Here is a 15,140-nt window from a genome sequence, read left to right as displayed (position 1 = left end):
ATGGACGAGATCACCCGAACCGTGCACGACGCCCAGGCGGTGCCGCTGTCGTATGCGCAGGAGCAGCTGTGCTTCCTGCAGAAGCTCGAACCCGGGCTCACGGCCTACAACCTGCCGCGTGTGTTCCGGCTGACCGGCGCGCTCGACGCCGATGCGCTGGAACGCGCGTTCCAGGCGGTCATTGCGCGCCACGCGATCCTGCGCACGCACTTCGTCGAGCACGATGGCGTGCCGATGCAGGTGGTGCAGGCCGAGGTGCCGTTCGCGCTGGAGCGCATCGACCTCTCGGACCAGAGCGCCGAAGCGCAACAAGCCGCTGTCGATGCGCTCGTGCGCCGCACCGCGACGCATGTGTTCGACCTGGGCCGCGCGCCCGCGCTGGTGGCGCGGCTCGCGAAGTTGGCCGACGACCGGCATGTGCTGACCGTCTGCCTGCACCACATCGTGTCCGACGCCTGGTCGAACCCGATCCTGGCGCGTGACCTCGGCGCGGCCTACGCGCTGGCGCTGCGCAGCGAAGGCCCGGTGCAGCTGTCGCCGCTGCCCGTGCAGTACGCCGACTTCGCCGTGTGGCAGCGGGCCCGCGTGCAGGGCGGGGCGCTCGCGCCGCAGCTGGACCACTGGAACCGCCACCTCGGCGACGAGGTGCCGTCGCTCGATCTGCCGACCGACCGTGCGCGCCCCGCGCAGCAGACCTTCGCCGGCACCGCGCTCGGCTTCGAGCTGCCGCCGGCCCTGGCGGCAGCGTTGCAGAAGTTCTGCCGCACCGAACGCTGCACGCCGTTCGTGGTGCTGCTCGCGGCCTGGCAGGTGCTGCTGTCGCGCTGCAGCGGGCAGGATGATTTCGCCATCGGCGTGCCCAATGCCGGCCGCCACCGCGAGGAGGTGCAGGACCTGCTGGGCTTCTTCATCACCACGCAGGTGTTCCGCGCGCGGCTCGCGCCCCGGCGCACGCTGCGCGAGGTGTGCCGGCAGGTGCGCGCCGACGCGCTGGCCGCGCTCGACCATGCCGACCTGCCGTTCGAGGTGCTGCTGGCCAGCCGCAAGGACCGCCGCGACCCCGCGCGCAGCCCGCTGTTCCAGGCCATGTTCGGCGTGCAGATGGCCGGCGAGGCCGTCGCACTCGACTTCGCCGGCGTGCGCGCCGAGTTGGAAGAGTTCGACGACGCGGGCGCCAAGTTCGACCTGTCGCTGGACTTCTACATCGACCCGCACGGCGTGCGCGGGCGGCTCGAATACAACACCGACCTGTTCGACGCCACGACGGCGCAGCGCCTGGTGCGCGCCTACCAGCGCGTGCTGCAGGCGATGTCGGACGACCCCGACCGCGTGCTCGCGAACCTCGTGCTCATCGATGCGGACGACGAGGCGCGGCTGCGCGGCTGGAGCGAGAACCTGCCGCATCGCCCGTACACGCAGCCCGTGCACCGGCTGATCGAAGCGCAGGCGCGCGAGCGGCCCGAGGCGGTCGCGCTGGTGTTCGGCGACACGGTGCTGCGCTACGGCGAACTCGACGCGCGCGCCAACGCGCTCGCGCATCGTTTGATCGGCCTGGGCGTACGGCCCGACATGCCCGTGGGGATCGCCGCCGAGCGCAGCCTCGAGATGGTGGTGGGGCTGCTGGCGATCCTGAAGGCCGGCGGCGCGTATGTGCCCGTCGACCCCGAACTGCCGCGCGAGCGCATCGCCTACATGCTGGAAGACAGCGGCGTGACGCTGCTGCTCACGCAGTCGCACCTGCGCGAGGCGCTGCCGGTGGCGGCGCATGTGCAAATGCTGGCGCTGGATGCAATTGACCTGTCCGGCGAATCCACCGCGTGCCCGCAGGTCGCGCTGCATGGCGAGAACCTCGCCTACGTGATCTTCACCTCGGGCTCCACGGGCCGCCCCAAGGGCGCGGCCAACCGCCACAACGCGCTCTACAACCGCCTGGCTTGGATGCAGGACGCCTACGCGTTGAACGATGGCGACACCGTGCTGCAGAAGACGCCGTTCGGTTTCGACGTGTCGGTGTGGGAGTTCTTCTGGCCTTTGATGCAGGGCGCGTGCCTTGTCGTGGCCGCGCCTGGCGATCACCGCGAGCCGGCACGCCTGGTCGAGCTGATCCGTTCGCACGGCGTGACCACGCTGCATTTCGTGCCCTCGATGCTGCAGGCTTTCCTCGCGCACGACGGCATCGAGGCCTGCACCAGCCTGCGGCGCATCGTCTGCAGCGGCGAGGCGTTGCCCGCCGAGGCGCAGGCGAAGGTGTTCGAGCGCCTGCCGGGCGCGGGGCTCTACAACCTCTACGGCCCGACCGAGGCGGCCATCGACGTGACGCACTGGACCTGCCGCGCCGACGGGCTGAACCATGTCGCCATCGGCCGCCCCATCGCGGGCTGCAAGACCTACGTGCTCGACGCGGGCCTGAACCCGGTGCCGCCGGGCGTGGGCGGTGAGCTGTACCTGGGTGGCATCGGCCTGGCGCGCGGCTACCTGCACCGGCTGGGCCTCACGGCCGAGCGTTTCGTCGCCGACCCCTTCAGCGACAGCGGCGAGCGCCTGTACCGCACGGGCGACCTCGTGCGCTGGCGCGACGACGGCCAGCTGGCGTACCTGGGCCGCATCGACCACCAGGTGAAGGTGCGGGGCTTCCGCATCGAGCTCGGCGAGATCGAGGCGCAGCTGCTGGCCCAGCCGCACGTGCGCGAGGCCGTGGTGGTGGCCGACGAAGGACCGGGTGGCACGCGGCTGGTCGGCTATGTGTCGCCGCAGCCCGGTGCGGCGTTGGACGTGGCCGTGCTCAAGGCGCGCCTGGCCGAGGTGCTGCCCGAGTACATGGTGCCAGCGCTGCTGTGCGTGCTGCCGGCCCTGCCGCTCAATGCCAACGGCAAGATCGACCGCAAGTCGCTGCCCAAGCCCGAGCGCGGTGGGGCGCAGACCTACGAAGCGCCCGAGGGCGAGATCGAACAGGCTCTGGCAACGGTCTGGGCCGAGGTGCTCGGCCTTCCGCGCGTGGGTCGGCAGGACAACTTCTTCGAACTCGGCGGCGATTCGATCCTGAGCCTGCAGATCGTGTCGCGGCTGCGCACGGCGGGCTGGAAGCTCACGCCGCGCCTGATGTTCGAGCGCCAGACCGTCGCGGGGCAGGCGGCCGTGGCCGAGCCCGTGGGCGCGGCGGTGCAAGCCGAGCAGACCGCAGCCGAAGGCCAGGTGCCGCTGCTGCCGTTCCAGGCCGCGTTCTTCGAGGCCGATATGCCCGAGCGCCATCACTGGAACCAGTCGCTGCTGCTGCAAGGCCGCGAGCCACTGGCGCTGCCCGCGCTCGAAGCCGCGCTGGCGGCCGTGGTGCAGCACCACGATGCTTTCCGCCTGCGCTTCCATCGCGCGGCCGATGGCCGCTGGCGGCAGGCCTACGAGGCCCTGCCGGCGCGCTGGCGCGAGGAATGGCTCTGGGTGCGCGATGCAGCGAACCCCGCGCAGATCGCCGCACTGTGCGACGAAGCGCAGCGCAGCCTCGACCTCGCGCACGGGCCGCTGCTGCGTCCGCTGGTCATCCGCCTGCCCGGCGGCGACTGGCGCCTGCTGCTGGCGGCGCACCACCTCGTGGTCGATGGCGTGTCGTGGCGCATCGTGCTCGACGACCTGGCCACCGCGTACGCGCAGTGCCGCGACAGCCGGCCGGTCGTGCTGCCACCGAAGAGCGCCAGCTTGCAGGCCTGGGCGCGCACGCTGCAGGGCGAGGCTGCCGCGATGGATGGCGAACTCGCGCACTGGCAGGCCTTCGCCGACGTGCCGGTGGCGTTGCCCTGCGCGCGGCCCGAGGGCGTGAACACCGTGGCGCGCCGCGCCAGCATCGCGTGGCAGCTCGACCGCGAGCGCACACAGGCGCTGCTCAAGGCGGCGCCGGCCGCCTACCGCACGCAGGTCAACGACCTGCTGCTCACCGCGCTCGGGCGCGCGCTGTGCGGCTGGAGCGGGCATGCGCAGCTCGCGATCCTGCTCGAAGGGCACGGCCGCGAAGACATCCTCCCCGCGCAGAAAGCGCTCGACCTGTCGCGCACCACGGGCTGGTTCACCAGTCTGTTCCCCGTGCGGCTCGATCCACTGGGCGCGTGGGGCGACGCGATCAAGCGCGTGAAGGAAGACCTGCGCCGTTTGCCGCAACGCGGGCTCGGCCATGGCGTGCTGAGGCACCTGGGCACGGACGCACAGCAGCAGGCGTTGCGCGCGCTGCCGCGCCCGCAGCTGGTTTTCAACTACCTGGGGCAGGTGGATGGTGCGGCCGAGGCTGCGTGGTCGCTCGCGCCTGAAGACGCGGGCGAGCCGGTCGCCGCGAGCGCACCGCTGCTGCACGAATTCAGCGTCAATGCACAGGTGCGCGACGGTGCGCTGCAACTGACGGTGGACTTCAGCGCGGCGCGGCATGCGCAGAAGGACGTGCAGGGCTGGGTGAACCGCTTCGGCGACGAACTCGAAGCGCTGATCGCGCACTGCACCTCGGGCGCTTCCGGTGTCACACCGTCGGACTTCCCGCTGGCCGGGCTCGACGCCGCGCAACTCGACGCGCTGCCGCTGCCCGTGGCGCACCTCGAAGACCTCTACCCGCTGTCGCCGATGCAGTCGGGCATGCTGTTCCACAGCCTGGTCGATGCGCAGGGCGAGGCTTACATCAACCAGCTGTGCATGGACATCGACGGTCTCGATGCCGAGCGCTTCCGCGCCGCATGGCAGCGCGTGCTGGCGCGCCACGAGATCCTGCGCAGCGGCTTCCTGGCCGACGGGGCCACGCCGCTGCAATGGGTGGCGCGCAGCGCCGAGATGCCGTGGGTGGTGCAAGACCTGCGTGAGAGCGCCGATGTGCCAGGTGCACTGGCGCGGCTGGCCGCGTCGCAGCGTGCGAGCGGCTTCGACCTCGCGCGCCCGCCGCTCATGCGCATCGCCCTGGCGCGCACGCAGGCGCAGCGCCATCACCTCGTCTGGACCTACCACCACCTGCTGCTTGACGGCTGGAGCGTGGCGCAGTTGCTGGCCGAGGTGCTGCGCAGCTACGCGGGGCAGGCCGGCGAGCCTGTGCCGGGGCGCTTCCGAGACCACATCGCGTGGCTCGCCGCGCGCGACGCACAGGCCGGCGAGGCGCACTGGCGCCGCGTGCTGGCCGGCGTGGAAGAACCGACGCGCCTGGCGACCGCACTGGTGCCGCCGGTGGCACCACGCCCCGGCAAGGCCCACCAACGTCTGGCCTTCGACACCGAAACCACGCGCAGCCTGCGCGAGGCCGCGCGCGCCGCGCACGTCACCCTCAACACCTTCGTGCAGGCCGCCTGGGCGCTGCTGCTGGGCCAGCGCACGCGCACCGGCACCGTCGTGTTCGGCGCCACCGTCGCCGGCCGCAGCGCCGAGATGCCGGGTGCCGAGCGCATGCTGGGCCTGTTCATCAACACGCTGCCCGTGGTCGCGCGCCTGCGGCCCGGCCAGCCCGTGGGCGACTGGCTGCGCGAACTGCAGGGGGCGCAGGTCGCGTCGCGCGAACACGAGCACACGCCGCTGCACGAGATCCAGGCCTGGGCCGGGCTGGGCGGGCAGGGCCTGTTCGACACGCTGGTGGTGTTCGAGAACTACCCGGTCGATGCGGCCTTGCGAGGCGACGCTGCGGCCGGCCTGAGCTTCGGCGCGGTGCATACGAAGGAAGAAACCTCGTACCCGCTGACGCTGATGGTGCACGACGATGCAGCGCTGCACATCGACCTCGTGCATGCGCTCGACGTGTGCGACGAGGCGCAGGCCGCGGCGCTGGTGGGCCAGTTGCGTGCGGCGCTGCTGGCGTTGGCCGGCGATACGGCGCAGGCTGTGGGCCAGCTGACGCTGGCCGATGCGGCCGAGCGCGAGCGGTTGTCGCTTTGGTCGCGCGGTGCATTCGCACCGCAGGCGGTCGTGTCCGTCCACCACCTCATCGAACAGCAGGCGAGGGCGAACCCCGATGCACTGGCGCTGGTCACGGCCGAGCATCGCCTGACCTACGCGGCACTCAACCGACTTGCGAACCGCTGGGCGCATCGCCTGATCGCGCAGGGCGTGCGGCCCGACATGCCGGTCGCGATCGCGGTCGATCGCTCAGCCGAGACCGTGGTCGGCCTGCTCGCCGTGCTCAAGGCCGGCGGTGCTTACGTGCCGCTCGACCCGGCGTTCCCGCCCGAGCGGCTGGCCTACATGGTCGAGGACAGCGGCGCCTCGCTGCTGCTCACGCGCCGCGCGCTGATGCCGCGTTTGCCCGACGCAGCGAGCGTGCAGCGGCTGGCCTTCGACCTCGACGCAACCGACGACGGCATCGCCGACTGGCCCGACCACGACCCGGCGGTGCCGGTGCATGGCGAGCAGCTGGCCTACGTGCTCTACACCTCGGGCTCCACCGGCCGTCCCAAGGGCGTGGCGATGCGTCACGACGCGGTCGCGCGTCTCATCGCGTGGCAGCTGCAACGCCTGCCGGGCGCGAGCCGCACGTTGCTGTTCGCCTCGCCGTGCTTCGACGTGGCGTTCCAGGAAATGGTCAGCGGGCTGGCCGGCGGCGGCTGCCTAGTGCAGACCACCGACGCGCAGCGGCTCGATCTCGACGCGCTGGAAGAGCTGGTGCACCGTGAGGGCGTCGAGCGCATGTTCCTCACCTTCTCGGTGCTGCAGCATTTCGCCGAACAGTCGCTGGCCTCGGGCCGTCGGTTGCCGGCGCTGCGCCAGGTCGTCACGGCGGGTGAGCAGCTCAAGCGCACGCCCGCGCTGGCCGAGTGGCTGGCGCGCGAATCGCAGTGTCGGCTCATCAACCAGTACGGGCCGACCGAGACGCACGTGGTGAGCGAGTTCGTGCTCGACGGCGCGGGCGATGAAGACCTGCCGCCCATCGGCACACCGGCATCGAGCGCACGCCTGCATGTGCTCGATGCGCAACTGAACCCCGTGCCCGTCGGCGTGGCTGGCGAGCTGTGCGTCGGCGCCGAGGTGCTGGCGCGCGGCTACCTGCACCGCGCCGGCCTGACGGCGCAGCGCTTCGTCGCCGATCCGTTCGATGGGCATGGCGGGCGGCTCTACCGCACCGGCGACCTCGTGCGCTGGCGTGGCGACGGCCAGCTCGAGTACCTCGGCCGGCTCGACCACCAGGTGAAGGTGCGGGGCTTCCGCATCGAACTCGGCGAGGTCGAGGCGCAGCTGCTCGCGCAGCCCGGCGTGCGACAGGCGCTGGTGCTGGCGCAGGAAGGACCAGGTGGCGCGCGGTTGGTGGCCTATGCGGCCGGTGCCGAAGGCCAGCCGCTGCGCCCCGCGGCGCTGCGTGCGGGGCTGGCGGCGGCGCTGCCCGACTACATGGTGCCGAGCGTCATCGTCGCGATGCCGCAGGGGCTGCCGCTGAACGCCAACGGCAAGGTCGACCGGCAGGCGCTGCCGCCGCCCGAAGCGGCGGAAGAGCGCGCGCACGTGGCGCCGCAGGGCGCTACCGAAACCGCGCTGGCGGGCCTGTGGGCGCAGGTGCTGGGGCTGTCGCGCGTGGGGCGCGGCGACAACTTCTTCGAGCTGGGCGGGCATTCGCTCGCGGTGCTCAAGCTGCGGCAGCAGGTCAAGGCGCAGATGGGCATCGACCTGCCGTTGCAGCGCTACTTCGAGCTGCCAGACCTGGCGGCGTGTGCGCAGGCGCTCGACGCGCAAGGGCCGGCGCAGGCGCAGCAGGCCGCGCAGGCCGAGAGCGATCTCGATCGCATGGATGCATTGTTGGAAAGTCTGGGGGGTTGAGTGAGCAGTAGCGAACGCAGTAGGGCCATCGCCCAACGGCTGGCGGGTTTGCCACCGGCGCGGCAGAAGGAATTCATCGCCGCGCTTCGTGCGCAGGGCATCGACTTCGGCCGCCTGCCGATCGTGCCCGACCCGGCCGCCGTGCCCGGTGCGCCGCGGCCCGCCTCGTACGCGCAGGCGCGCCAGTGGTTCCTCTGGCAGATGGACCCCGAGAGCACGGCGCAGCACATCACGGCCGCGCTCACGCTGCACGGCGCGCTCGACCCTGCGGCGCTGCGCGCGAGCCTGCAGGCGCTGGTGGTGCGGCACCCGTCGCTGCGCACGCGCTTCGGCGTGAGCGACGACGGCGTGCCGCAGCAGACCGTGTCGCCCGAAGTGGTGCTCGACCTGCGTGAAGCCGATCTGCGCGCCCACCCCGCGCAGGTGCGCGACGAGGCCGCGCGCCTCGTGCGCACGCCCTTTGACCTCGCGCGCGGCCCGCTGCTGCGCGTGGGCCTGCTGCGCACCGGAGAGACCGCGCACCTGCTGGTGCTGGTGATGCACCACATCGTGTCCGACGGCTGGTCGATGCAGCTTCTGGTCGACGACTTCGGCGCGCTGTACCAGGCCCATCGCCACGGAAATGCCGCCGCCGTGTCGCCCGCGCCCGCCCTGCAGTACGCCGACTACGCCGCCTGGCAGCGCAATTGGCTCGAAGCAGGCGAGGGCGAACGCCAACTCGCGTACTGGACCGAGCACCTGGGCGCCGAGCAGCCGCTGCTGCAACTGCCCGCCGACCGCGCGCGTCCGCCGCAGGGGCCGTACCTGGCCGCACGCCATCGGATCGACCTGCCGGGCGAGCTGGCACAGGCGCTGCGCCGCCGCGCGAGCGCCGAGGGCGCGACGCTCTTCATGGTGCTGCTGGCCGGCTTCCAGGCGCTGCTGCACCGCTACACGGGGCAGGGCGAGATCCGGCTCGGCGTGCCCGTGGCCAACCGCGACCGGCCCGAGACGGCCGGCATCCTCGGCCTGTTCGTCAACACGCAGGTGCTGCGCGCCGAGCTGGCCGGTCACACCACGCTGGCCGAGGCGCTGGCGCAGGCGCGCGAGGCGGCGCTGGGCGCGCAGGCGCACCAGGACCTGCCGTTCGAACAGCTGGTCGAGGCGCTGCAGCCCGAGCGCAGCCTGAGCCACCCGCCGCTGTTCCAGGTGATCTTCAACCACCGGCAGCAGGACCTGGGCGCGCTCGACCGGCTCGAAGGCCTGCGCATCGAACCTTGTGAACTCGACGAGCAGGCGGCGCCCTTCGAACTTGCGCTCGACACGCTGGAGCAGGCCGACGGAACGCTCGGCCTGAGCTTCACCTACGCCCGCGCGATCTTCGAGACCGCGACCATCGAGCGCATGGCCGCGCACTACGTCGCGGTGCTGCGCCAGCTGGCCGACGACCCGTCGCGCACGCTGCGCGAGGTGGCGCTGCTTGGTCCGCAGGAGCATGCCCAGCTGCGCGAATGGGGCGAGGGCCGGGACACCGACTGGGACGAGGTGCCCGTGCACCGCCTCGTCGAGCGCCAGGCCGCGCTGCGGCCCGAGGCGACGGCGCTGATCGTCGATGGCGTGCCGATGTGCTTCCGCGATTTCGATCGGCGTGCCAACCGGCTCGCGCACGCCCTCATCGCGCAGGGCGTGCAGCCCGAGGACCGCATCGGCCTCGCAGTGGAGCGGTCGCCCGAGATGGTGGTGGCGCTGCTCGGCGTGCTGAAAGCCGGCGCGGCCTACGTGCCGCTCGACCCGGACTACCCGCCCGACCGGCTCGACTTCATGGCGGCCGACAGCGGCGTGCGGCTGCTGCTCACGCAGGCGCGTGTGCGCGAACGCCTGGCCGCATCGATGCAGGCGCTGCCCGCGCTGCTGCTCGATGGCGGCGTGCTCGACAGGGGTCCTGAAAGCGCGCCCGATGTCGCGGTGCATCCCGAGCACCTGGCCTATGTGATCTACACCTCGGGCTCCACCGGCCAGCCCAAGGGCGTGGCCGTGGCGCATGGCCCGCTGAGCATGCACATCCAGACCATCGGCCGCGCCTACGGCATGACGCCGGACGACCGCGAGCTGCAGTTCGCGTCGATCAACTTCGACGGCGCGCACGAGCGCATCTGGACGCCGCTGGCCTTCGGCGCCACGCTGATGCCGCGCAGCCAGGAGCTGTGGACCGTGCACCGCAGCCGCGAAGAGATGCGGCGTCACGGCATCACCGTCGCCTGCTTCACGCCGGGCTACCTGCAGCAGATGGCCGACGAGCTCGGCGAGGACGGGCGCGTGCCCACGCTGCGCTCGTACACCGTGGGCGGCGAGGCCATGGGCCGCGTGGCCTGCGAGCGCGTGATGCAGACGCTGCAGCCGCCGCGCCTCATCAACGGCTACGGCCCGACCGAGACGGTGATCACGCCAACGATCGCCAAGGCCTATGCCGGCACTGCTTTCGACGCCGCCTACCTGCCCATCGGCGCGCCCGTGGGCGACCGCCGCGCCGTGGTGCTCGACACCGACATGAACCTGGTGCCGCCCGGCATGGCCGGCGAGCTGTACCTCGGCGGTTCGGGGCTGGCGCGCGGCTACCTGAACCGAGCGGGCCTGAGCGCCGAGCGCTTCGTGGCCGACCCCTTCGACACGGAGGGCGGACGCCTGTACCGCACCGGCGACCTCGTGCGCTGGCGCGCCGACGGGCAGCTCGAGTACCTGGGGCGGCTCGATCACCAGGTGAAGGTGCGCGGTTTCCGCATCGAGCTCGGCGAGGTCGAGGCGCGGCTGCGCGCGCAGCCCGGCGTGCGCGAGGCCGTGGTGGTCGCGCGCGAGCGTGCAGGCGGTGCGCTCTTGCTGGCCTACGTGTCGAGCCTCGATGCGCAGCGCCCGGTCGAGGCCTTCACGCTGCGCGACGGCCTGGCGCAGGTGCTGCCCGAGTACATGGTGCCGTCGGCGATCACGGTGCTCGCGGCGCTGCCGCTGAACGCCAACGGCAAGGTCGACCGCGCCACGCTGCCCGAGCCCGTGTTCGCTGCGGCGGCCGACACCTGGGAAGCGCCGCAAGGTGCGGCCGAGGAGGCGATGGCCGTCGTGTGGGCCGAGGTGCTCGGCGCGCCGCGCGTGGGCCGCAACGACAACTTCTTCGAACTCGGCGGCCATTCGCTGCTGGCCATGCAGCTGCTCGAGCGACTGCGCCGGCAGGGCTTCGGCGCGCAGGTGCGCACGCTGTTCCAGAACCCGCGTTTTTCCGACTTCGCGCGCGCCACGTTGGAGGCCGGCGTGTCGCCGCGCCTGGCGCCGGTGGTGCCCGACAACGCGATCCCCGACGGCTGCACACGGCTCACGCCGCAGATGCTGCCGCTGGTCGCGCTCGACGACGCGCAGCTGCGCCGCATCGAAGCCGCCGTGCCGGGCGGCGCGGCCAACATCCAGGACATCTACCCGCTCGCGCCGCTGCAGGAAGGCCTGCTGTTCCACCACCTGATGCAGGCCGAGGGCGACGTCTACGTGCAGTCGCTGCAGATGCGCTTCGACAGCGAAGCGCGGCTCCACGCGTTCATGGACTGCCTGAACCGCGTCATCGCGCGTCACGACATGCTGCGCACCGCGGTGCTGTGGGAAGGGCTGGCGGAGCCGGTGCAGGTGGTGCACCGCCATGCGCCCGCCGAGATCGAATGGCTGCCGATCGACGCCGCCGCAGGCGATGTCGCCGCGCAAGTCGAAGCGCATGTGCGCCCCGGCCACTACCGCCTCGACGTGCGCCGCGCGCCTATGCTGCGCGCCATCGCCGCGCACGATGCGGCGGGCGACGGCTGGTTGCTGCAGTTGCCGAGCCACCACCTGGCGCTCGACCATGTGTCGCGCGACCTGCTGGTCGAGGAGATCACGCTGCTGCTGCAGGGCCGCGCCGACGCGCTGCCCGCGCCCGTGCCGTTCCGCAGCTTCGTCGCGCAGGCGCGACTCGGTGCCGACGTGGCCGAGCAGGAGACCTTCTTCCGCCGCATACTCGGCGACGTGCGTGAACCGACCGCGCCGTTCGACCTGTTCGATGCGCGCGGCGACGGCACGGCCGTGGAGGAGGCGCACCTCGAACTCGACGCGGCATTGGCGCAGGCCGTGCGCACGCAGGCGCAGCGCAGCGGCGTGAGCGCGGCCACGCTGTTCCACCTGGCGTGGGCGCTGGTGCTGGCCAAGACCACGGGCAAGGACGACGTGGTGTTCGGCACCGTGCTGTTCGGCCGGCTCGCAGGCGGCGAGGGCGCGGGGCGCGCGCTCGGCATGATGATCAACACGCTGCCGCTGCGCGTGACGCTGGGCCGCAGCCACGCGCTGGCCTGCGTGCGCCAGACGCACGCCGCGCTGGCTGGCCTCCTGCACCACGAGCATGCGAGCTTGTCGCTCGCGCAGCGCTGCAGCGCTGTGCCCAAGGGCACGCCGCTGTTCTCGACGCTGCTGAACTACCGCTACGTGGCGCAGGCGCCCGAGGCGGGTGCCGGTGCCGGCGGCTGGGAAGGCATCGAGACGCTCGGCGCGCAGGAGCGTTCGAACTACGCCTTCGCGCTGTCGGTGAACGAACGCGCCGACGGCTTCGCGCTGACCGCGCAGGTCGATGCGGCGGTGGGCGCCGCGCGTGTGTGCCAGTACATGCACGATGCGGTGCGCCGCGTGGCGGACGACCTCGCTCAGGCGGCCACGCACCCGGTCGTCGCCTTCGACCTGCACACCGCCGACGAGGCGCAGCGCCTGCAGGCCTGGGGCGTGAACGCGCCCGCCTACCAAGACACCGCACCGGTGCATGTGCTGGTGGCACGCCAGGCCGCGCTGCGGCCCGAGGCCACGGCCCTGATCTTCGGCGACCACACGCTGAGCTACGCCGCGCTGGAGGCGCGCGCCAACCGGCTGGCGCACCACCTCGTGCGCGCGGGTGTGCGGCCCGAGGTGCGCGTGGGCCTTGCGGTGCGGCGCTCGGCCGACATGGTCGTGGCGCTGCTCGCGATCCTGAAAGCGGGCGGCGCCTACGTGCCGCTCGACCCGGCCTACCCGCCGCAGCGGCTGGCCTACATGGTGGAAGACAGCGGTGTTGCGCTGCTGCTGGCCGACGATGCCGTCGTGCTCGACCGCATCGGCTTGCCCGAGGTGAAGGCACTGACGCTCGACAGGCTCGACCTGTCGAACGGCCCGTCGCACGATCCCGGCGTGGCGGTGCACCGCGACCACCTGGCCTACGTGATCTACACCTCAGGCTCGACCGGCAAGCCCAAGGGCGTGGCCGTGGCGCACGGCCCGCTGGCCATGCACGTGCAGTCCATCGGCGAGGCCTACGGCATGACGCCGGAGGACCGCGAGCTGCAGTTCGCGTCGATCAACTTCGACGGTGCGCACGAGCGCACCTGGGTGCCGTTGGCCTTCGGCGCGGCGCTGATGCCGCGCGATGAAGAGGTCTGGCCGGTGGAGCGCACCTGCGCCGAGATCGCGCGCCACGGCATCACGATTGCCTGCTTCACGCCCGGCTACCTGCACCAGATGGCCGAGCTGATGGGCGAGGCCGCGAGCCGGCTGCCGATCCGCTCCTACACCGTGGGCGGCGAGGCGATGCCGCGCACCAGCTTCGCGCTGGTGCAGTCGGTGCTGAAGCCGCCGCGCATCGTCAACGGTTATGGGCCGACCGAGACGGTGATCACGCCGATGATCGCCAAGGCCGCGCCGGGCGAGGGCTTCGACGCGGCCTACATGCCCATCGGCCGCCTCGTGGGCGACCGCACGGCCTATGTGCTCGACGGCGCCATGAACCAGGTGCCGCCCGGCGTGGCCGGCGAGCTGTACCTGGGCGGCGACGGCCTGGCGCGCGGCTACCTGCAGCGCGCGGGCCTGAGCGCGGAACGCTTCGTGGCCGACCCCTTCGGCGCGCCGGGCGGCCGGCTCTACCGCACGGGCGACCTCGTGCGCTGGGAGGCCGACGGGCAGATGGCCTACCTGGGGCGCATCGACCACCAGGTGAAGATCCGCGGCTTTCGCATCGAACTCGGCGAGATCGAGGCGCAGCTGCTGGCGCTGCCGCAGGTGCGCGAGGCCGTGGTGGTCGCCAGCCAGGGCGCGGGCGGCGCGCGGCTGGTGGCGTATGTGTCGCCGCTGGCGGGCGAGCGCATCGAGCCTGCGCAGCTGCGTGCCAGCCTCGCGGCGCTGCTGCCCGAGCACATGGTGCCGGCCGCCATCGTCGTGCTCGACACGCTGCCGCTGAACATGAGCGGCAAGGTCGATCGCCATGCGCTGCCGGCGCCGGTGTTCGCCGGCGGCGACGGCTACGACGCGCCGCGCGGCAGCGCCGAGCAGGCGCTCGCGCGCATCTGGTCCGAGGTGCTGGGCGTGGCACGCGTGGGCCGTGACGACAACTTCTTCGAACTCGGCGGCGATTCGCTGCTGAGCCTGAAGGTGATGGCGCAGGCACGGCGCCTGGGCCTGCCGGCGCTGGACCTGAAGCTGCACGACTTCCTGCGCGCGCCGACCATCGCGGGGCTGCTGGGCGGGCGTGCCGAGGCGCCGCCGCTGGTCGTGCTGAATGCTGTGGTGCCCGGAGCGGCGCCGCTGTTCTGCCTGCACGCCGCGCTGGGCACGGTGTACGACTACGCGCCGCTGGCGCGCCGCCTGCAGGGCGTGCGCACCGTGTACGGCCTGCCGTGTCGCATGCTCGCCGACCCCGCGCACCGCGACGTGTCGCTGGCGCGCATGGCCGACGACTACGCCCGCATGGTCCGTGGCGTGCAGCCGCAGGGGCCGTACCACCTGCTGGGCTGGTCGCTCGGCGGCGCGCTCGCGGCGGCCGTGGCGGCGCGGCTCGAGGGCGAAGGGCAGGCGGTGGCGTTCCTCGGCTTGGTCGATCCCTATGTGCCCGAGCCCGACGCGCCCTTGCAGACGGTGGATGACGACGGCCGCCGCGACTTTGCTGGCTTTGTCGCCTCGGCCTGGCCGGCGGCGCGCCTGGACGGGCTGCTGGACATCGACGACTTCGTCTGCGACGAGGCGACGGTGGCCGCGCTGATCGCCCAGGCGCGTGCCAGGGCGCAGGCCCGTGGCGATGCGCTGGAGATGCCGGCGCACGCGAACCTGCCCGACGACGAGCTGGCCCGCATCTTCCTCGTGAGCCAGCAACTGAAGGCGATCGAGACCGAGGCGCTCGTGCCGCTGCGTTGCCACGCCGAGTGCTGGTGGATCGCGCGGCGCCCGGCGGCGGACCGCGCCGCGCTCGCGCTGCAGCTGGGGCAGCCGGACCTCGCGAGCGCCGCGGCGCTCGACGAGGATCACCACGCGATCCTGCGCAGCCCGGTGTTGTTGACGCAACTTGGCGAGCGACTGGGCGAGGTCGAAGCCCTTGCGGCCTGAGACCCAGGCAT

General features: G+C 72.4%; 2 protein-coding genes. Both read left to right on the top strand.

Going from position 1 to position 15,140, the window contains the following annotated elements; all coding sequences use genetic code 11:
- Positions 1-7,752 (top strand): amino acid adenylation domain-containing protein, encoded by a 7,752-nt coding sequence (locus ACAM42_RS24315; protein ID WP_369629690.1) that lies wholly within the window; start codon positions 1-3, stop codon positions 7,750-7,752.
- On the top strand, positions 7,753-15,129 hold the full coding sequence (locus ACAM42_RS24310; RefSeq protein WP_369629689.1) for an amino acid adenylation domain-containing protein: 7,377 nt from the start codon (positions 7,753-7,755) through the stop codon (positions 15,127-15,129).
- The last annotated feature ends 11 nt before the right edge of the window (positions 15,130-15,140 follow it).

Source organism: Variovorax sp. V35, from assembly GCF_041154465.1.
Lineage (GTDB): Bacteria > Pseudomonadota > Gammaproteobacteria > Burkholderiales > Burkholderiaceae_C > Variovorax > Variovorax boronicumulans.
The sequence above is the reverse complement of the archived record's forward strand: the minus strand, read 5'-3'. Positions and strand labels throughout refer to the sequence as shown.